Origin of the sequence: Aliivibrio sp. SR45-2, assembly GCF_963890165.1 — a bacterium.
GTDB classification, from domain to species: Bacteria; Pseudomonadota; Gammaproteobacteria; order Enterobacterales; family Vibrionaceae; genus Aliivibrio; species Aliivibrio salmonicida.
Map to the genome: position 1 here is coordinate 1 of NZ_CAWPRC010000216.1, position 20,983 is coordinate 20,983.

22 protein-coding genes are annotated in these 20,983 nt (G+C 41.2%); 14 read left to right on the plus strand and 8 right to left on the minus strand.

Going from position 1 to position 20,983, the window contains the following annotated elements; all coding sequences use genetic code 11:
* Positions 1–297 precede the first annotated feature (297 nt).
* The 4 genes from fbaA to tkt all read right to left on the minus strand — a co-directional run bounded on the left by fbaA (position 298) and on the right by tkt (position 6,015).
* Entirely contained in the window at positions 298–1,374 is a 1,077-nt protein-coding gene (fbaA, locus tag AACV33_RS20215; protein ID WP_012549366.1) for a class II fructose-bisphosphate aldolase, read from the minus strand.
* Between the two features lie 154 nt (positions 1,375–1,528).
* Complete coding sequence (locus tag AACV33_RS20220; RefSeq protein WP_017020416.1) at positions 1,529–2,692, minus strand: phosphoglycerate kinase; 1,164 nt, start codon at positions 2,690–2,692, stop codon at positions 1,529–1,531.
* 166 nt (positions 2,693–2,858) lie between these two features.
* Positions 2,859–3,878: an erythrose-4-phosphate dehydrogenase gene (gene epd, locus AACV33_RS20225; protein ID WP_182699606.1), complete on the minus strand. Its 1,020-nt coding sequence runs from the start codon at positions 3,876–3,878 to the stop codon at positions 2,859–2,861.
* A gap of 139 nt (positions 3,879–4,017) precedes the next feature.
* Entirely contained in the window at positions 4,018–6,015 is a 1,998-nt protein-coding gene (gene tkt, locus AACV33_RS20230) for a transketolase (RefSeq protein WP_182699578.1), read from the minus strand.
* 386 nt (positions 6,016–6,401) lie between these two features.
* Between tkt and metK the strand changes: the two genes are divergently transcribed.
* From metK to ruvX, 7 genes are all read left to right on the plus strand, one after another.
* Positions 6,402–7,556 (plus strand): methionine adenosyltransferase, encoded by a 1,155-nt coding sequence (gene metK, locus AACV33_RS20235; protein ID WP_017022762.1) that lies wholly within the window; start codon positions 6,402–6,404, stop codon positions 7,554–7,556.
* A gap of 116 nt (positions 7,557–7,672) precedes the next feature.
* The gene (locus AACV33_RS20240; protein WP_023604094.1) at positions 7,673–8,158 is read left to right on the plus strand and encodes a SprT family zinc-dependent metalloprotease; all 486 of its coding nucleotides are present in this window, start codon (positions 7,673–7,675) and stop codon (positions 8,156–8,158) included.
* Between the two features lie 99 nt (positions 8,159–8,257).
* Positions 8,258–8,962 carry an endonuclease gene (locus AACV33_RS20245; RefSeq protein WP_023604093.1) on the plus strand — a complete coding sequence of 235 codons (705 nt, stop codon included), beginning with the start codon at positions 8,258–8,260 and terminating at the stop codon, positions 8,960–8,962.
* Between the two features lie 63 nt (positions 8,963–9,025).
* Positions 9,026–9,757, plus strand: a complete 732-nt coding sequence (gene rsmE / locus AACV33_RS20250; RefSeq protein ID WP_023604092.1) for a 16S rRNA (uracil(1498)-N(3))-methyltransferase — start codon at positions 9,026–9,028, stop codon at positions 9,755–9,757.
* Between the two features lie 13 nt (positions 9,758–9,770).
* Positions 9,771–10,727: a glutathione synthase gene (gshB, locus tag AACV33_RS20255; protein WP_023604091.1), complete on the plus strand. Its 957-nt coding sequence runs from the start codon at positions 9,771–9,773 to the stop codon at positions 10,725–10,727.
* A 74-nt stretch (positions 10,728–10,801) separates the two neighbouring features.
* Positions 10,802–11,365, plus strand: a complete 564-nt coding sequence (locus AACV33_RS20260) for a YqgE/AlgH family protein (RefSeq protein WP_065611634.1) — start codon at positions 10,802–10,804, stop codon at positions 11,363–11,365.
* Positions 11,362–11,787 (plus strand): Holliday junction resolvase RuvX, encoded by a 426-nt coding sequence (ruvX, locus tag AACV33_RS20265; protein ID WP_012549355.1) that lies wholly within the window; start codon positions 11,362–11,364, stop codon positions 11,785–11,787. The genes AACV33_RS20260 and ruvX overlap by 4 nt, the downstream gene beginning before the upstream one ends.
* A 102-nt stretch (positions 11,788–11,889) precedes the next feature.
* On the opposite strand, the gene AACV33_RS20270 is transcribed toward ruvX, so the two are convergent.
* Positions 11,890–12,996, minus strand: coding sequence for a PilT/PilU family type 4a pilus ATPase (locus AACV33_RS20270; protein WP_012549354.1), 1,107 nt, complete (start codon positions 12,994–12,996; stop codon positions 11,890–11,892).
* 2 nt (positions 12,997–12,998) lie between these two features.
* Positions 12,999–14,036, minus strand: coding sequence for a type IV pilus twitching motility protein PilT (locus tag AACV33_RS20275; RefSeq protein ID WP_017022756.1), 1,038 nt, complete (start codon positions 14,034–14,036; stop codon positions 12,999–13,001).
* Between the two features lie 23 nt (positions 14,037–14,059).
* Here AACV33_RS20275 and AACV33_RS20280 point away from each other — a divergent pair, with 23 nt between their 5' ends.
* The 7 genes from AACV33_RS20280 (at position 14,060) to hemW (ending at position 18,814) form a co-directional block, all read left to right on the plus strand.
* Positions 14,060–14,764 (plus strand): YggS family pyridoxal phosphate-dependent enzyme, encoded by a 705-nt coding sequence (locus AACV33_RS20280; protein ID WP_182699579.1) that lies wholly within the window; start codon positions 14,060–14,062, stop codon positions 14,762–14,764.
* Positions 14,765–14,813: 49 nt separating this feature from the next.
* Positions 14,814–15,632: a pyrroline-5-carboxylate reductase gene (proC, locus tag AACV33_RS20285; protein ID WP_182699580.1), complete on the plus strand. Its 819-nt coding sequence runs from the start codon at positions 14,814–14,816 to the stop codon at positions 15,630–15,632.
* 74 nt (positions 15,633–15,706) lie between these two features.
* Positions 15,707–16,261: a YggT family protein gene (locus AACV33_RS20290; protein ID WP_012549350.1), complete on the plus strand. Its 555-nt coding sequence runs from the start codon at positions 15,707–15,709 to the stop codon at positions 16,259–16,261.
* Between the two features lie 28 nt (positions 16,262–16,289).
* Positions 16,290–16,583, plus strand: coding sequence for a DUF167 family protein YggU (gene yggU, locus AACV33_RS20295; RefSeq protein WP_026025546.1), 294 nt, complete (start codon positions 16,290–16,292; stop codon positions 16,581–16,583).
* Between the two features lie 28 nt (positions 16,584–16,611).
* Positions 16,612–17,043 (plus strand): DUF4426 domain-containing protein, encoded by a 432-nt coding sequence (locus AACV33_RS20300; RefSeq protein WP_182699581.1) that lies wholly within the window; start codon positions 16,612–16,614, stop codon positions 17,041–17,043.
* Positions 17,044–17,053: 10 nt separating this feature from the next.
* Positions 17,054–17,650, plus strand: coding sequence for an XTP/dITP diphosphatase (locus tag AACV33_RS20305; protein ID WP_182699582.1), 597 nt, complete (start codon positions 17,054–17,056; stop codon positions 17,648–17,650).
* 3 nt (positions 17,651–17,653) lie between these two features.
* A complete protein-coding gene (gene hemW, locus AACV33_RS20310) occupies positions 17,654–18,814 on the plus strand; it encodes a radical SAM family heme chaperone HemW (protein WP_182699583.1) in 1,161 nt (386 codons plus the stop codon).
* Positions 18,815–19,121: 307 nt separating this feature from the next.
* On the opposite strand, the gene glsB is transcribed toward hemW, so the two are convergent.
* Positions 19,122–20,042 (minus strand): glutaminase B, encoded by a 921-nt coding sequence (glsB, locus tag AACV33_RS20315; protein ID WP_017022751.1) that lies wholly within the window; start codon positions 20,040–20,042, stop codon positions 19,122–19,124.
* A 106-nt stretch (positions 20,043–20,148) separates the two neighbouring features.
* Positions 20,149–20,865 (minus strand): tRNA (guanosine(46)-N7)-methyltransferase TrmB, encoded by a 717-nt coding sequence (trmB, locus tag AACV33_RS20320; RefSeq protein ID WP_017022750.1) that lies wholly within the window; start codon positions 20,863–20,865, stop codon positions 20,149–20,151.
* Between the last annotated feature and the right edge of the window lie 118 nt (positions 20,866–20,983).

The window sequence follows — 20,983 nt, forward strand, 5'->3', positions numbered from 1 at the left end:
AAAAAGCGGTGTTAGCAAAGAAAAATGCACCAAAGAAAAAGAAGAAGAAAAAGTAATTACATAAACCCCGTTAACTAAAGCATTACGCTCTAGATACAATAAAAGCAGCCTGTATTTTTACAGGCTGCTTTTTTATTGGAAGTCACTTAGGTACTAAGAACAAGAACGCTTCGGGTAAAAGTCAGAGCTAAAGACTTGTTCCTAAATCCTCGCCTCTAGTCCCTTTTTTACAAACATAAAAAAACCCGCTAATCAGCGGGTTTTTATTAACTCAATTCGAGCGGTCTATAATAAAAATTATAGTACGTCGATTGCGTTAAGGTCAGCAAATGCTTTTTCAAGACGCGTAACCATAGAAGCTTGACCTGCACGTAACCAAACGCGTGGATCGTAGTACTTCTTGTTAGGCGCAGATTCGCCAGTTGGGTTACCGATTTGACCTTGTAGGAAATCACGGTTTTCAGCTTCGTATGCACGAACGCCATCCCATGAAGCCCACTGAGTATCAGTATCGATGTTCATTTTGATAACGCCGTAACCGATAGATTCTTGGATTTCTGCTTCAGAAGAACCAGAACCACCGTGGAATACGAAGTTAAGTGCATCAGATGCGATACCGAATTTCTCAGCACAGTAAGCTTGAGAATCACGTAGGATAGTAGGAGTAAGAACAACATTACCTGCTTGGTAAACACCGTGTACGTTACCGAAAGATGCAGCGATAGTGAAACGTGGGCTGATAGCCGTTAGTTTCTCGTATGCGTATGCAACATCTTCAGGAGAAGTGTAAAGCTCAGATGCGTCCATATCAGAGTTATCAACGCCGTCTTCTTCACCACCAGTACAACCAAGTTCAATCTCGATTGTCATGTTCATTTTAGCCATGCGCTCTAGGTACTTAGCACAAGTTTCGATGTTCTCTTCTAGAGACTCTTCAGAAAGGTCTAGCATGTGTGAAGAGAATAAAGGCTTACCAGTTTCAGCGAAGAATACTTCACCAGCGTCTAGTAGTCCGTCGATCCATGGAAGAAGTTTCTTAGCAGCATGGTCAGTATGAAGAATAACTGGAACACCGTAAGATTCAGCAACTGCGTGAACGTATTTTGCACCCGCTACAGCACCAAGGATTTGTGCACCTTGGCCTTCAAGTTTAACGCCTTTACCAGCGAAGAAACCAGCACCGCCATTAGAGAACTGAACAACAACTGGTGCTTTAGCTTTAGAAGCAGCTTCAAGAACAGCATTGATAGTATCAGTATTCACTACGTTTACCGCAGGAAGAGCAAATTTGTTTTCTTTTGCTACTGCAAATACTTTCTGTACGTCGTCGCCAGAAATAACACCAGGTTTTACAAAATCGAAGATCTTAGACATGGAAGTAGTCCTATTTATTCTATCGTTTTAAAATTAAAAAACTTACGTTCAAATTTTTGCAAACGTTTGCTCACAACTTTTTCTATTGTATCAATAAACATTAGTGGCAACAAACGTAAAAAGCGGGAATGTTCAATTCCCGCCCTTTAAATAATTACGCTTTAGCACGCTCTTCAAGCATTGCTACTGCAGGAAGTACTTTACCTTCAACGAACTCAAGGAATGCACCGCCACCTGTAGAAATGTAAGAAACGTCAGCTTTGATTCCGAACTTATCGATAGCCGCTAGCGTATCACCGCCACCCGCAACAGAGAAACCTTCAGAATCAGCGATTGCTTTAGAAATACCAGCAGTACCTGCTTCAAAGTTTTTGAATTCAAATACGCCAACTGGGCCATTCCAAAGAATTGTTTTTGCATTCTTAATGATGTCAGCTAGAACCGCTGTTGAATCAGGACCAAGGTCGAAGATCATGTCGTCGTCTTGAACGTCTGCAACGTTTTTGATTTCAGCTTCAGCGTTTTCATCAAATGCTTTTGCACACGCAACATCAGTAGCAACAGGGATTGCACACTCTACCATCAGTTTTTTAGCCGTTTCAACTAGGTCAGCTTCGTATAAAGACTTACCTACGTTGTGACCTTGAGCTGCGATGAATGTGTTCGCGATACCACCACCAACAACAAGTTGGTCAGCAATTTTAGATAAAGACTCAAGAACCGTTAGCTTAGTTGATACTTTAGAACCACCAACGATTGCAACAAGTGGACGAGCAGGATTGTCCATTGCTTTGCCTAGTGCTTCAAGTTCAGCAGCTAGAAGAGGACCAGCACACGCTACAGGAGCGTTCATGCCAACACCGTGAGTTGACGCTTGAGCACGGTGAGCGGTACCAAATGCATCCATTACGAAGATGTCACATAGTGCTGCGTATTTCTTAGAAAGCGCTTCTTCGTTCTTCTTCTCGCCTTTGTTAAAGCGAACGTTTTCAAGAACAACTAGCTCACCAGCATTTAATTCAAGACCATCTAGGTAATCTTTAGCTAGTTTAACGTCACAATCTAGTGCGTCATTTAAGTAGTTAACTACAGGAGCTAGAGAGAACTCTTCGTTGTATTCGCCTTCCGTTGGACGACCAAGGTGAGAAGTAACCATTACTTTTGCGCCAGCTTCTAAGCAAAGCTTAATCGTTGGTAGAGATGCAAGAATACGTGCATCAGAAGTTACTTTGCCATCTTTTACTGGTACGTTTAGGTCAGCACGGATAAATACGCGTTTACCTGCAAGTTCCAGGTCAGTCATCTTGATTACAGACATGTTGTGTCCTCTCAATTAAATAATAAAAAGCTTTCAAGCTCGGCATCATTGCCAAACCGATTAAATTCTTACTGCATTATTCAATAAATAGGGATGGAGTTCACTTTTTTCAAGGTGAAAATTAATCTTTTTTCTCTTTCCATCACAAATTATTTGATTGATGCTTTTATTTTTTCATTACTAATGCGGTATCTAGCATCCGATTAGCGAAGCCCCATTCGTTATCACACCAAACCAGCATTTTAACTAAATGCCCGTTACTAACTCTTGTTTGTGAACCATCGACAATCGCGCTATGGGGATCATGATTAAAGTCGATAGAAACAAGTGGCGCTTCAGTATAATCAACAATGTTATGTAATGTACACTGAGATGCATTAACAATGGTTTGATTTATGTCATTAACTTTCACATTTGTATTAATTGTTACACTTAAATCCATCGCAGTGACGTTTACCGTCGGTACTCGCACAGAAATAGCCTCAAATTTGTTGGAAAATTTCGGAAAAATTCGTTCAATACCTTTATGCAGTTTTGTATCTACTGGAATTATAGACTGGCTTGCTGCTCGAGTTCGACGTAAATCAGTATGATACGCATCAATCACGGGTTGATCATTCATCGCAGAGTGAATCGTCGTAATCGTGCCAGACTCAATACCAAAAGCATCATCAATCGCCTTAATCACTGGGATAATACAGTTAGTAGTACAAGACCCATTAGAGACAACTCTATGCCCAGGAAGCAATGTGTCATGATTAACACCGTAAATGATAGTGTTATCTAAGTCTGCGCTTCCTGGGTGTGAAAATAAAACCTTTTTAGCACCCGCATCAATGTGCCTCTCGCCATCCGCTTTAGATCCATAAACACCAGTGCAATCCAGCACTAAATCTACTTGCAATGATTGCCATGGCAAAAGAGAAATATCGGCTTGATGCACAATACGAATTCGATCTTGAGAGCCATTAGGTAAATCGATATAAAGATATTCTTGATCATGGGTGACTTTATGCAGAAAACGTCCATGAGTTGAATCGTATTGAAGAAGGTGCGCCATTCCTTCTGGTTGTGATAATTCATTCACAGCCACGATTTCAATTTGATCACGCTTACCACTTTCATACAAAGCACGTAATACACTACGACCAATTCGACCAAATCCATTTATCGCCACTCTTAACATAATTCCATTCACTCAGATTTATTTGTCGTCTATTGTACTCTTTTCACTTTTTTCTTAAAGGATCAAAAAAGCGAAGCCACCTTTCGATAACTTCGCTTTTTATTCAATCACTCGCTTTTATTAAGCGAATAACTCTTGATTAAGCTAAAAGCTCTTTTGCTGTTTTCACTGCATTTTCAGTAGTGAAACCAAACATTTTGAATAGCTCAGCAGCAGGCGCTGATTCACCAAACGTTGTCATACCGATGATCTTGCCACCGAAACCAACATACTTATACCAAAAGTCAGCAATACCCGCTTCAATAGCAACACGTTTTGTTACTGCTGATGGAAGTACTGATTCACGGTAGGCTTCATCTTGCTTATCAAATGCATCTGTTGCTGGCATTGATACAACACGTACCGCTTTCCCTTCCGCTGTAAGTTGAGCCGCAGCTTCAACTGCAAGTTCAACTTCTGAACCAGTAGCGATAAAGATAAGTTCAGGTTGACCTTCACAATCTTTCAGGATGTAACCACCCTTTGCGATATTAGCGACTTGCTCTGCATCACGATCTTGTTGTGCAAGGTTTTGACGAGAGAAGATCAGAGCCGTAGGACCATCACGACGTTCAATCGCAAGTTTCCAAGCAACTGCAGATTCAACTTGGTCACATGGACGCCATGTGCTCATGTTCGGAGTTAAACGCAGTGAAGCAATTTGCTCAACAGGTTGGTGAGTTGGACCATCTTCACCTAGACCGATTGAATCGTGTGTGTACACTTGGATGTTCTGAATTTTCATCAGTGCAGCCATACGCATTGCGTTACGCGCGTATTCCATGAACATTAGGAACGTTGCGCCATAGGGTACGAAACCACCGTGCAGAGCGATACCGTTCATGATTGCTGTCATCGCAAATTCACGTACACCGTAGTGAATGTAGTTACCAGAGAAATCATCAGCGGTTAATGATTTAGAGCCAGACCACATCGTCAAGTTAGACGGTGCAAGGTCAGCAGAGCCGCCCATGAATTCAGGTAACATTGCACCAAACGCTTCTAGTGCATTTTGCGATGCTTTACGTGATGCGATGTTTGCAGGATTAGCTTGAAGATCAGCAATGATTGCAGATGTTTTTTCTTCCCACTCAGCAGGTAAACCACCGTTGACACGACGCTTATATTCAGCAGCGAGTTCAGGGTGTGCAGCAGCGTAGGCATCAAATTTAGCATCCCAAGACGCTTCTTTTGCTGCACCAGCTTCTTTTGCATCCCACTCAACAGCGACGTCTGTTGGAATTTCAAATGCGCCGAACTCCCAACCTAATGCTTTCTTAGTTGCTGCAATTTCATCAGCACCTAGTGGAGCACCATGACAGTCGTGTGTGCCTTGCTTGTTTGGAGAACCAAAGCCAATCACTGTTTTAGTACAGATCAACGTAGGACGACCTGTTTCTGCTTTTGCCGCTTCAATCGCCGCATTGATTGCGTCAGCATCGTGACCATCAACCGCAGGAATTACATGCCAACCGTACGCTTCAAAACGCTTGGGAGTATCGTCAGAGAACCAACCTTCCACTTCGCCATCGATAGAGATACCGTTGTCATCCCAGAAAGCAACAAGCTTACCAAGACCTAATGTACCCGCTAAAGAACATGCTTCGTGAGAGATACCTTCCATTAGACAGCCATCGCCCATGAATACGTATGTATTGTGGTCAACGATGTCGTGGCCTTCACGGTTAAACTGTGCAGCTAATGCTTTTTCAGCCATTGCCATACCAACGCCATTAGTGATGCCTTGGCCTAATGGACCCGTTGTTGTTTCAATACCTGGTGCATAGCCGTACTCAGGGTGACCTGGAGTTTTAGAATGCAATTGACGGAAGTTCTTTAAGTCTTCGATAGACAGGTTATAACCTGAAAGATGAAGCAGAGAATAAATCAGCATAGAGCCGTGGCCGTTAGAAAGAATGAAACGGTCGCGATCAGCCCACTCTGGATTCTGTGGGTTGTGATTTAGGTGACTACGCCATAATACTTCAGCGATGTCTGCCATGCCCATTGGTGCACCTGGGTGACCAGAATTTGCTTGTTGTACACCGTCCATGCTTAAAGCGCGGATTGCATTTGCTAAATGTTTACGTGAAGACATGCCTGCTCCTGAGAATTCGAAGGACTATATATTTATTGAGCTAGTTAACTCTTGATTAGTTACCCATATTTATGGATTAACTTAAATTTGCAGCGCCGTATTGTCGCAAAGCCTAATAGTGACTGCAAACGTTTACTTAGCAAATAAAGCGCTTTTTTTCACGATTTTGACAGAAAACCTTGTTTCTGTAGATAAATCCAATTGCAGAACGCAAACGATTGGTTATGTCTTATATTTATTTTCTTACCCCAAATGAGTTGTAATTAATCAAATTTTCTCTATTATGGCCGTCTAGATGGAAGAACACCTACACTGTTAAACGTATAGACTTATATATACTGTGGGTATTTTCTAAAAATTTATTACCTATAGAAGTGGAGCTCATCATGGCTAAACACCTATTTACCTCTGAATCAGTATCAGAAGGTCATCCAGATAAAATTGCCGATCAAATTTCAGATGCCGTACTTGATGCGATCTTAGAACAAGATCCCAAAGCACGTGTTGCTTGTGAAACGTACGTAAAAACTGGCATGGTTATGGTCGGTGGTGAAGTAACAACTTCTGCATGGGTTGATATCGAAGAAATCACTCGTGAAACCGTTCGTGAAATTGGCTATGTTCATTCTGACATGGGCTTTGATGCTAACTCTTGTGCTGTATTAAACACAATTGGTAAGCAATCTCCTGATATCAACCAAGGTGTTGATAAAGAAGATCCAAAAGAACAAGGCGCTGGCGACCAAGGCATCATGTTTGGTTACGCAACGAACGAAACACCAATTTTAATGCCTGCACCGATTACTTACGCACACCTTCTTGTTAAACAACAAGCAGAAGTACGTAAAAGCGGAAAATTGGATTTCCTACGCCCAGATGCAAAATCTCAAGTTACTTTTCAATACGACCAAGGAAAAATTGTTGGTATTGATGCTGTTGTACTTTCAACTCAACACAGTGATTCAGTAACGACTGCGGATCTTCGTGAAGCAGTAATGGAAGAAATCATCAAGCCAGTACTTCCTCAAGAATGGTTAAATAAAGAAACAAAATTCTTTATTAACCCAACAGGTCGTTTTGTTATCGGTGGCCCAATGGGTGACTGTGGTCTTACTGGTCGTAAAATCATCGTAGATACTTACGGCGGCGCAGCTCGTCATGGTGGCGGTGCATTCTCTGGTAAAGATCCATCAAAAGTTGACCGTTCAGCAGCATACGCAGCACGTTATGTAGCGAAAAACATCGTTGCAGCTGGCATGGCTGACCGTTGTGAAATCCAACTTTCATACGCTATCGGTGTAGCTGATCCAACATCTATCATGATTGAAACATTTGGTACTGAAAAAGTATCTCACGACATCATCATTGAATCGGTTCGTCAGCACTTTGACTTACGTCCATATGGCCTACAAGAAATGCTTAACCTTCTTCAACCAATCTACAAGAAGACGGCAGCATACGGTCACTTCGGTCGTGAAGAATTCCCTTGGGAAGCGACTGATAAAGCAGACATCCTTCGTGATTTCGCTGGTATTAAGTAATTCAAGACTTAAAAACTCTTTAAAAAAGGAAGCTTCGGCTTCCTTTTTTGTTTTCTAGCCCCATATACTCTTTATAGTTAAAAGCGTTAATGTGATATTCAAGATAAAGAGATTCAATGACCCCACTTCAACAAGCATCCGTAGCCAAAGCGCAACAGTGCATTCAACAGGCATCCACTTTTTTTAATCGCCCTTTTTCCTTACCCGCGATTAATTTTATTCAACGTGGAAAAATAGCAGGTACAGCACGACTTCAAGGTTGGGAAATTCGTATTAACCCTATTCTCTTAGAAGAAAATCAGCACACCTTTGTGAATGAAGTGATCCCTCATGAAATTGCCCATTTAATTACGTTTAAACTGTATGGTCGAGTAAAACCACATGGTAAAGAGTGGCAAGGTATAATGAATCAAGTCTTCAATTTACCAGCCCGAACTACACACAGTTTTAGCGTTGAATCAGTAAAAGGAAAAACCTTCCCGTATCGCTGTAAATGCACAACACATGAATTAACGGTCCGTCGCCACAACCGAGTCCAACGAAAAGAAACTCAATACCTTTGTCGACAATGCCAGTCACCATTAAAGATGGTCAAAAAATAGCCTTTACTATCATTAACTTCTATTACTCAATTTATCTATAAAGAGCTTTAACAATAAGCTACTCTTACTGCATTAATACAATAATCAGTAGTGTACTTTATGAAATTAATTCGCTTAGTTATCAGTCTTATTGCTATCAGTTTCACTGTTAATGTAATGGCAGCACCTCCTTCTTCTTTCTCAAAAGCAAAAAAAGAAGCCGTCAAAATCTATCTTGATTACCCAACCTCCTTTTATTGTGGCTGTGACATTACGTGGAAAAATAAAAAGAAAGGGATCCCTGAATTAGAAAGCTGCGGATACCAAGTCCGTAAACAAGAAAAACGAGCCAGTCGTATTGAGTGGGAGCACGTTGTTCCAGCATGGCAATTTGGTCATCAACGTCAATGTTGGCAAAAGGGTGGTCGTAAAAATTGCACTAGAAACGACAAGCAATTCAAATCAATGGAAGCCGACTTACATAATCTAGTGCCTGCGATTGGTGAAGTAAACGGGGACCGATCCAATTTCCGATTCTCACAATGGAATGGAAGCAAAGGCGCTTTCTATGGCCAATGTGCTTTTAAAGTCGACTTCAAAGGCCGTGTTGCCGAGCCACCAGCACAATCTCGTGGTGCCATTGCCCGAACGTATCTTTATATGAATAACGAATATAAATTTAACTTATCAAAAGCACAGCGACAACTTATGGAAGCATGGAACAAACAGTATCCAGTATCAACTTGGGAATGTACTCGTGATGAGCGTATAGCAAAAATCCAAGGCAATCATAATCAATTTGTTTATAAAGCATGCCGTAAATAGAGGTTGAAAAAGCACGTATTACCCCCCATCCTTAACCATAAGATAGATAAAGAAAAGTAGACCATGAGAATACCTAGAATCCACCATCCTGAAACCCTTCCATCACAAGGGAAAGTAAATTTAAGTGATGATGCAGCCAACCACGTTGGACGCGTTATGCGAATGAAAGAAGGTGAAGCTGTATTATTATTTGATGGCAGCGGCGCTGAATTCCCTGCAACCATTACCTCTGCATCAAAGAAAAGTGTTGAAGTGGAGATCAATGAACGCATAGAGCGTAGTATTGAATCACCATTGAATTTACATTTAGGGCAAGTTGTTTCTCGTGGTGATAAAATGGAATTCACCATTCAAAAATCGGTAGAACTCGGTGTTAATGTCATTACTCCTCTGATTTCAGATCGTTGTGGCGTAAAACTCAATAAAGAACGATTTGAGAAGAAACTCGAACAATGGCAAAAAATTGCAATCGCCGCTTGTGAACAATGTGGACGTAATACTATTCCTGAAATTCGTCCAATTATGTCATTAGAAGAATGGTGTGCTGAAGAATATGAAGGACTCAAATTAAACCTTCATCCAAGAGCCAAATATTCGATTAACACCCTACCAGAACCTGTTACTAATGTTCGTTTGTTGATTGGTCCAGAAGGCGGTTTGTCGTCTGAAGAAATTACCATGACAGAACAATATCAATTTGAAGAAACGTTGCTTGGTCCTCGGGTTTTAAGAACCGAAACCGCAGCACTTACTGCAATTACAGCCTTACAAGTTCGTTTTGGCGATCTTGGCTAACTGGAGAAACACAATGATCAAACTCGGTATCGTAATGGATCCTATTTCATCCATTAACATTAAAAAAGACTCTAGCTTTGCCATGATGCTTGAAGCTCAAAAACGCGGCTGGGAAATCCATTACATGGAAATGGCCGATCTTCACCTAGACCAAGGTAAAGCGGTTGCCGATACTAAAGTTGTTGAACTAAAAGAAGATCCTACTGGTTGGTACGAATTCAAATCAGAGCAGACGATTGATCTTGCTGAACTTGATGCCGTCTTAATGCGTAAAGATCCTCCGTTTGATACAGAATACATTTACGCGACCTACATTTTAGAGCGTGCTGAAATTCAAGGTGCTCTGATTGTAAACAAACCACAAAGCTTACGTGATTGTAATGAAAAACTGTTTACCGCTTGGTTCCCAGAACTGACACCAACAACGCTAGTTACTCGTAAATCAGACAAAATTAAAGCGTTCCGCGAAAAACACGGTGACATTATTCTTAAGCCGCTTGATGGTATGGGTGGTGCATCAATTTTCCGTGTGAAAGCAGGCGATCCAAACGTGTCGGTTATCATCGAAACACTCACTAACCACGAACAAAACTATTGCATGGCACAGACGTTTGTTCCTGATATTAGTAATGGCGATAAACGTATTCTAGTAGTTGATGGTGAACCAATGCCTTATTGCTTGGCACGTATCCCTGCAAAAGGCGAAACTCGTGGTAATTTAGCCGCTGGTGGTACCGGTGAAGCTAGACCACTCAGTGAAACCGATTGGGCCATTGCAAATGCGGTTGCTCCGACCCTAAAAGAAAAAGGACTTATTTTTGTTGGCCTTGATGTTATAGGCGACAAATTAACCGAAATTAACGTTACCAGTCCTACGTGTATTAAAGAGATCGAAGCCGCTTTTGATATCTCAATTACAGGAAAATTAATGGATGCAATAGAGCGTCGCATTAATGAGAAGTCAGCTTAAGTAAAATCACCTAAGCTAAAGATAAGCAGTGGGAAATCCCCCACTGTTTTTATCATACGATTTTAGGAGGCATTATGGATTTAAAAAACCATTTTCTGGTTGCTATGCCAAGTATGAATGATCCCGTTTTTACACGGAGTGTGATCTATATTTGTGAGCACGATTCCGATGGTACAATGGGGTTACGCATAAACCAACCAGTGCAAATTTCACTGAAAGGCATGCTTGACCAAATCAAACTGGATAATCCTTCCCCTATTATCTTCCCTCAAACGCTATCTCAACCGGTACTAAATGGCGGTCCAGTATCTGATGATCGTGGATTTGTTCTTCATTATCCAAAAGACAATTACAGTTCTAGTATTGAAGTCACCGAAGAACTTTCTGTTACGACGTCTAAAGATATTTTGGCAACCTTAGGTACCGAAGATCAACCTTATAAATATTTAGTCGCTCTTGGCTATTCTGGCTGGGATGCAGGGCAACTAGAGCAAGAATTATCTGAAAACACATGGCTAATCTTAGAAGCAGATTCTTCTGTTATTTTTGATACTCCTATTCCTGATCGTTGGCGCAGAGCTATCGAAATGCTAGGCATTAGTCCAGTAAATATATCCAGCGAGGTTGGACACGCATGAGTTCACGCACCATCATGGCATTTGATTTTGGCACAAAAAGCATTGGCTCAGCCATTGGGCAAGAAATCACAGGCACCGCAAGTCCATTAAAAGCGTTTAAAGCTCAAGATGGCACCCCTAATTGGGATGATATTGAAAAGCAAATTAAAGAGTGGCAACCTGATTTGATCGTTGTTGGTCTACCAACCGATCTTCATGGTAAAGAGTTAGACGTTATCACACCAAAAGCAAAGAAATTTGCTAACCGTCTGCACGGTCGTTTTGGTAATCAAGTTGAACTGCACGATGAACGCTTATCAACCGTAGAAGCTCGCGCTGATTTATTTGAATTCGGTGGCTATAAAGCATTATCAAAAGGCAATGTCGATTGCCAATCTGCCGTTGTTATTTTAGAAAGTTGGTTTGAAAGTCAATGGGGCTAAGGTCCAAAAACATAAAGCAGGGTTCAGAGGTACTCGTTGTGAGCGTAACACTCACCGCACACACCTCTGAATTCTAAACACAAAGCGTCCTGAATCCTGCTTTTAATCTAACGATATCGACACATTATCAAATTTTGATGTGGTAAATGAATCACCACGCTTAGTCTTCAGCATCAGCCTTAAGTCATTTGCAGAATCCGCACTGTGCAGAGCTTCTGTTTCTGTAATCTTGCCATCAATCACTAAATCAAATAAGCATTGATCAAACGTCTGCATTCCTGATTCACGAGAACGTGTCATTGTCCCTTTTAATTCATGCAGATCACCTCTACGAATTAAATCGGCGATTCGAGGAGTATTGAGTAATACTTCAAACACACCGTGACGCCCATTTCCCTGAGCATCAGGAACCAATTGTTGAGCAATCACACCTTTTAAATTCATTGAGAGATCAAATAAAAATTGCTCTTTATTCTCTTTTGGAACCAAATGTAAAATACGCTCTAATGCTTGATTTGCATTGTTTGCGTGTAACGTTGCCATACACAAATGCCCAGTCTCAGCAAACATCATCGCGTACTTCATCGTTTCTCTGGTTCGAATTTCACCAATCAAAATCATATCGGGCGCTTGGCGTAATGAATTTTTTAAAGCAACTTCATAACTGTCTGTATCTAGCCCAACTTCACGTTGAGTCACGATGCATTTATTATGTGGATGAACAAATTCAATCGGATCTTCCACCGTCAAAATATGACCCGATTTATGATCATTCCGGTACCCAGTCATCGCAGCCATTGTTGTCGATTTTCCAGATCCCGTCGCTCCCACAACTAGAACCAATCCTCGTTTAGCTACCGCCAAGTCTTTCATGATACTCGGTAAATACAGTGAATCCATGGATGGGATTTTAGTTTCAATTCTACGGATCACGGCCCCCGGTTGTTCACGCTGCCAAAATGCACTCACACGAAAACGACCACTCTCTTTTACAATGGCAAAATTGGCTTCTAATGTTTGAGTAAATTCTTTTTCTCGATCATCGTTCATCATCTCAGCCAACAGGGCAGTTACAGACTCTACCGTTTGCTTTGCCCCTGTCGCTTGTAAAACGCCATCAACACGTAATAAACACGGTGCATCCACCGTAATATAAATATCAGAGGCTTTCTGCTTCACCATCTGATTCAATAAATCATCCAAATTCATGATTAAAAACCCATACTGGTTATTTCAACTTTCTTTGCAACTTCATCAGGGTCAACTAACCCTTGAGCAATAATTTTCTTTGCATTTTGCTCCATGGTTTGCATTCCAAAAGCGGAACCAGTCTGAATGATTGAATACATCTGAGCGACTTTATCTTCTCGGATTAAGTTACGTATTGCAGGGGTTGCTATCATTATCTCATGACAAGCAATTCGTCCACCACCAATTCGTTTTAATAACGTTTGAGCCACCACGGCTCTTAATGATTCCGACAACATTGAACGCACCATTGATTTATCACTGCCAGGAAATACATCAATAATACGGTCAATGGTTTTTGCCGCAGAACTGGTGTGTAACGTAGCAAACACGAGGTGTCCGGTTTCCGCTGCTGTTAATGCAAGACTGATTGTTTCTTGATCTCGCAATTCCCCCACAAGAATAACATCAGGATCCTCACGCAATGCCGATCGTAATGCCGCTTTAAAGCTGTGAGTATCACGATGAACTTCACGTTGGTTAATCAAACATTTTTTATTTTTATGAACAAACTCAATCGGATCTTCGATCGTGAGAATGTGCTTATTATGATGTTCATTAACGTAATCAACCATCGCCGCTAATGTTGTTGATTTACCCGATCCTGTCGGCCCTGTAATTAATACCAACCCTTTTTGATATTTTGCGATATCAAGAAAAATATCAGGGGCATCTAATTGCTCAAGAGAAGGAACCTCAACAGGGATCGTTCTAAAGACAGCGGCACAACCTCGTGATTGATTAAACGCATTCACACGAAAACGCCCCACACTCGGAAGCTCAAAAGAAAAATCAACTTCTAACTTTTCTTCAAACTCACTTCGTTGAGCATCATTCATGATATCAGTCACTAAGCGATGAACATCAGCGTGTGTAAAATCAGGTAATGTGAGTTTACGAACCTCACCATCAACACGTACCATAGGAGGAACTCCTGCAGATAGGTGTAGATCTGATGCGTTTTGTTTTACACTAAAGTCCAGTAGTTCTGTGATATCCATAATTTTCCTCGGTAATCGTTTCTATGACTAGTATTAAGCAAAATATCCACCAAATCACTCTTCAGATAGAGAATAGCATTCAAAAATGTGGTCGATCCCCCGATTCAGTGCAACTACTGGCGGTAAGTAAAACCAAACCTATCGAGTTACTCGAACAAGCAATCGAATCGGGTCAACACTCTTTTGGTGAAAACTACGTTCAAGAAGGTGTTGATAAAGTCCACTATTTTCAAAAAAATCATTCGAATATCGAATTAGAATGGCATTTTATCGGACCAATTCAATCGAATAAGACTCGTCCAATTGCCGAACATTTTGATTGGGTGCATTCTATTGATCGTCTTAAGATAGCTCAACGTTTAAATGAACAACGTCCCTCTGATTTAGGTGAACTAAACATATTAATTCAGGTCAATATTAGCTCAGAAGACAGTAAGTCAGGCACCACGGCTAATGAGGTAATGGCACTGGCCGCGGCTATTCATGCAATGCCAAACCTAACACTTCGAGGATTAATGTCTATCCCGGCAAATGTCTCTAATTATGAAGAGCAATTAGCTGCATTCAAACAACTTGCTTCCATTCAAAACCAATTAGAAGCACAATATCCACAGGTTGATACCTTATCGATGGGCATGAGCGGTGATATGGATGCCGCAATTGAAGCAGGCTCTACGATGGTACGTATTGGTACTGCTATTTTTGGTGCAAGAAACTATACCAATTAAGTAATAATACACAGTAAGCGACTCTTAAAAATAAAAAATAGGAATACGAATGGAACATCGTAACATTGCTTTTATTGGTGCGGGAAACATGACTCGTTCAATCATTGCTGGCTTAATTAGCAGTGGTTATCCAAAAAAAAATATCACTGCAACAAACCCAAGCACTGACAAACTAAACAATTTAGAGCAATGCTATGGTATTAACATCAGTACCGATAACCTTGCCGCAGCTCAACAGGCTGACGTTATTGTTCTTGCTGTAAAACCACAAATGATGGAGACCGCAGCAAAGCCACTCCAATCCGTGGATTACTCTGATAAACTGGTTATTTCGATTGCTGCTGGTATTTCAGCTAAACGCTTAAATGAAATGTTCGCTGCCGAATTAAATTTGGTTCGAGTCATGCCGAATACGCCAGCATTAGTCGGTAAAGGCATGAGTGGCCTATTTGCCGTTGAGCATATTTCCGAACAAGACAAACATTTTGCAAGTGATTTACTTTCAGCCGTGGGGGAAGTCTGCTGGGTTGAAAAAGAATCGGGTATTAATTCTGTCATTGCAGCAGCAGGAAGCGCACCTGCGTATTTCTTCTTATTTATGGAAGCAATGCAGGCCGAAGCCATTAAACAGGGCTTTAGTGAGGATACCGCTCGTCTGTTAGTGCAACAATCCGCACTCGGTGCCGCCGAAATGGTCGTAGCAAATCCTGAAACACCATTATCAACACTGCGTGAACAAGTGACCTCAAAAGGTGGGACCACTGCTGAAGCACTTCGCACGTTTAATGAACATCATCTGCAAGAGATCGTCGCTAAAGCAATGCAAGCGGCCATAGCTCGTGCAGAAGAAATGGAAACGTTGTTTTAAAAACTGCTTTGCTTGAAGCAACTCTGTTTAAAAAACGCTATAAAAAAACCAATGATTTTTAAGGTTAACTAACTATGAATGCAATGAGCTTTTTAATCTCTACCGTTTTTGATTTATACATAATGGTTGTGATTCTACGAATTTGGTTACAAGTGGCACGTGCCGATTTCTATAACCCATTTTCACAATTTATCATCAAGGCTACGCAACCCGTTGTTTCGCCTTTACGTCGTATTATTCCATCAATAGGAAGCTTAGATTTAGCCACCGTTCTGTTTGCTTATGTTCTGTGTGTTGTTAAATTTGTTGCTCTGCAAGTTGTCGTTTCAGGCGGAATTACTTTTGGACCTGAGTTTTTAATCATTGGTCTTATTGCTCTTGCAAAAGCCGCTGGTGGTTTACTGTTCTGGATTTTATTAGTTCGAGCCATCCTTAGTTGGGTTAGCCAAGGCCGTAGCCCAATTGAATATGTAATGAACCAATTGACGGAACCAATGCTTGCTCCTATTCGTAAGATCCTTCCTCAAATGGGCGGGTTAGATTTAAGCGTATTAGTGCTGTTCATTGTGCTTCAATTTGCTAACTTCTTAATGGGTGATTTACTTGGCCCGATTTGGTATAGCTTGTAATCTGATCGATATTGGAATCTAAGCAATAATGCCAATTAAATACGATAACGATGATTTGGTCTTAAGACTTTACCTTCAACCGAAGGCCAGTCGAGACCAAATCGTTGGTATACATGGAGAGGAACTCAAGGTAGCGATTACCGCTCCTCCCGTTGATGGGAAAGCTAACGCACATTTGATTAAGTACTTCTCGAAATTATTTAAGGTTGCTAAAGGTAAAATCACAGTAGAAAAAGGAGAGCTTAATCGTCACAAACAAGTTCGAATTCACTCTCCTGAAATTATTCCTGATGCCATTCAAATACTGCTAGAGCCGAGTTAATTCTCGGCTTTTCTTTATGGAGATTAACATGAAAAAAACGCTGTTACTTTTATCCCTCTTTCTTTTTAGTTTACCCAGTTTTGCAGGGCAATTTGTACAGATAAAAAATATTGAAGTGCATTATTCCGCTTTTAATTCCACGTTTTTAACGCCTAAGGTGGCTCGCGCTTATCAATTAAAACGCTCTGGCTACACGGCATTAATAAACATCAGTGTTTTAGATATTTCACAAGCCGGAAAACCGGCGATATCAGCTCAAGTATCTGGCACTGCTAAAAATTTATTAGGCCAAACTAAGACTCTGACTTTCCGTGAAATAAAAGAGCAAAATGCCATTTATTATATTGCTGAGTTACCAATAACAAACGAAGAAACCTTTCGCTTTGATATTGATGTATCCGCTGATACCAAAGGCGCTGGCAAATTAAAATTCAATCAAAAGTTCTACGTAGAAGAGTAAGAGAATCATTATGAGCAAAATCGTATTAGCAACAGGCAACCAAGGTAAAGTTCGTGAAATGGCAGATATTTTGTCTGACTTTGGATTTGATGTTGTGGCACAAAGTGAGTTCAACGTCTCTGACGTAGCTGAAACAGGCACTACTTTTATTGAAAATGCCATCATCAAAGCGCGTCATGCGGCTAAAGAAACCGGATTACCTGCAATTGCTGATGATTCCGGTTTAGAAGTCGACGCATTACATGGCGCACCAGGCGTTTACTCTGCACGCTACTCTGGTGAAGGCGCAACTGATCAGAAGAACATCGATAAAATGCTAGCGGCAATGGACGGTATTCCTACAGAAAAACGTACCGCCCGCTTCCATTGTGTCTTAGTCTTAATGAAGCATGAGAACGATCCTACGCCATTGATTTGTCACGGTTCATGGGAAGGCCACATTACCACGGAGCAACAAGGTGAAAATGGCTTTGGCTACGATCCTATTTTTTGGGTAAGTGAAGACAATTGCTCTTCTGCAGAACTTGAACCAGCACGTAAAAAGCAACTGTCTCATCGTGGTCAAGCACTGAAAAAACTGTTCGCTGCATTAAAAGAAGGTCAATAATTGATGCTAGTCCCACCACCACTCAGTTTATACATTCATATTCCTTGGTGTATTCAAAAGTGCCCATATTGTGATTTCAACTCTCACGCGTTAAAAACAACAATTCCTGAAGCACAGTACATTTCAGCGTTAATTGACGATCTTGATACCGATCTTGCTCGTTATAATATGCAAAATGAACCGCGTAAACTGCATTCTATTTTTATTGGTGGTGGTACCCCGAGTTTAATTACCGCTCCAGAAATTAAGCGTTTACTGATCGAAGTTGAAAAACGCCTACCGTTTGCTGATGACATTGAAATCACCATGGAAGCGAACCCAGGAACGGTAGAAGCCGGACGATTCATCGAGTACCGCGAAGCCGGCGTTAATCGTATTTCTATTGGTGTGCAAAGCTTTCAACAAGAGAAGTTAGAAAAACTCGGACGAATTCACGGTAAGGATGAAGCCCTTCGCGCCGCTCGTCTTGCCCATGAAGCAGGGTTAAACAGTTTCAATCTCGACCTAATGCACGGTTTACCAAACCAAAGTATTGATGATGCTTTGTCTGATTTAAAACAGGCCATTGAACTTAATCCGCCGCATTTATCTTGGTATCAACTCACTATCGAACCAAATACGGTGTTTTACTACAAGCCCCCTACTCTGCCTGATGATGATGACCTATGGGATATTTTTGAACAAGGTCATCAAATCCTTGCCGATGCAGGTTACGTTCAATATGAAATTTCAGGCTACAGTAAAGTCGGTTATCAATGTCGTCATAATCTAAACTATTGGCGCTTTGGTGATTACTTAGGGATTGGCTGTGGTGCTCATGGCAAGCTTAGTTTTTCTGATGGCCGTATTGTTCGTACAACTAAAATTAAGCACCCACGCGGCTTTCTAGACTTAATGAAACCTTACTTGATTGATGAACAAAAGGTTGCGGATCATGACAGACCTTTTGAATTCTTTATGAACCGCTTCCGTTTACTGGAAGCTTGTCCTAAACAAGATTTCATTGATAAAACCGGGTTAGGTTTAGAGTCTATTCAAGAAATAATGGATTGGGCGAAAGAGAAGAAGTATTTAGAAGAAACAGAAACGCATTGGCAGATCACAGAGCATGGAAAATTGTTCTTGAATGATTTGTTGGAAGCGTTTGTGAGTGATGAGGAGTAAGATCAGGGTTCAGATCGCTTCGCTTAAAGGATTCAGGAGGAGCAAAGAATCGAAACTCTAAACTAAACCACTAGCAACCCCTCCTAGCCTCCCCTTATATCAATACTGACTACCAAGTAACATCGGTGAACAAGGGGAGGAACGGTATTGTGATCGTTGATATACCAGTATCAGAGAAGATTCTCCCCCTTTATCGACCAACCATTGAGATCGATAATGTTAATAGAAAGGGGAGTTAGAGGGGGTTGTTAGCTATAAAGCCTAAGATGCAGTGACACCGTTTATCCTGAATCCTACTCTTCCGGCTTTAAAATATCGAACGTCCAATACGCTCTGAAAGCAATTCTAACGCTTGGGTTCCTGCTAGCGAGTTGCCTGATGGGTCTAACTCTGGTGACCATACTGCAATCGTCATTTCACCCGGAACAATGGCAATAATACCGCCGCCAACTCCCGACTTACCCGGCATACCAACACGATAAGCAAACTCACCAGCACCATCATATAAACCACACGTCGCCATCAGTGCATTAATTTGTTTACTTTGCATAGGTGTAATAATGAATTCATTTGTCTCTGGTTGAATGCCTTTATTCGCTAAATAACCAAACGTTCTCGCTAAATCAACACAGCTCATATTCAAGGCACACGCATGAAAATAGTTCTTTAATACGGGCATAACTTCATTCTCAAAGTTACCAAATGATCGCATTAAATAAGCAATTGATGCATTTCGATCACTATGATCCATCTCCGAATTAGCGACGACACGATCATAAATAATATGTTCATTGCCAGAGAGCTTACGTACAAATTCTAATAAGCGATGTTTCGGAGCAGAAAAGCGACTAAACAGCATATCTGCCACAACAATCGCCCCCGCATTGATGAACGGATTACGAGGAACCCCTTGTTCCATTTCCAACTGGATCAATGAGTTAAACGCTTGTCCAGAAGGTTCTTTTCCAACTCTATGCCAGAGTTCTTCGGGCTGATACAGCTCCATAGCAAGCGTTAAACTCAGTGCCTTAGAGATTGACTGAATCGAAAATCGTTCGTTTGCATCGCCTGCTGTGATCATTTCACCATCATTAGTATAGACAGCAATACCCAGTTTATTACTCGGTACACAAGCAAGTGCTGGAATGTAATCGGCAACCTCTCCTTGTCCAATAAGAGGACGCACTTCATTCAAAATATCTTCTAATATTTGTTTTGTTGGCTTCATTATTTTTACTTCCTTTCACAGCAAGGACAAAAAAGCCAACACAGAGGTTGGCTTTAAATTTATAAGCAATGTATTAGACACTGCATCAGTTTACTACTGATTATAATTATGCGTTACGACGGAATTTAATATCCCATACGCCATGGCCTAAACGGTGACCACGAGCTTCAAATTTTGTTAATGGACGCTCATCTGGACGAGGAATGTAATCGCCATCAGTTGCTATGTTTTCGTAGCCTGGGGCCGCGTTCATTACTTCAATCATATGTTCTGCGTAGTTTTCCCAATCTGTTGCCATGTGGAAAACACCTTCAGCATTGAGCTTAGGACGGATCATCTCAGCAAATTCAGCTTTAACGATGCGACGCTTATGATGACGCGCTTTATGCCATGGATCAGGGAAGAATAATTGCAGAGTCGTCACTGATGAATCAGGGATCATCGATTCAAACACTTCAACCGCATCGTGACACATCACGCGTAAGTTAGTTACGCCCGCTTCTTTTGCAGCTGCAAGACATGCACCAACACCAGGGCGGTGAACTTCAATACCAAGGAAATTAACGTCTGGTGCTTTTTGCGCCATCTCAACCAAAGATGCACCCATACCAAAACCTATTTCTAAAACGACAGGGTTGTTGTTACCAAACACCTCGTTCCAATCAAGCATCTGCTCAACAAAATCGATGCCCATGGTAGACCAGCACTCAGTAATGGCGCCTTCTTGGCCTTTCGTTAAACGTCCTTCGCGGCGTACAAAGCTGCGAATTTTACGAACAATTTTACCTTCTTCGGTAAAGTCGTTTTTAGTCACTTCAGTCATGATTGGATAACCTGGTTATTCTCTGAACAAGGATTGTGGATCCGGCATTATCCAAAGTTTAGCCCAGTGTTCAAGCATTATCTTTCGTTTTCCGTATAAACACGGTAAATACTTTACT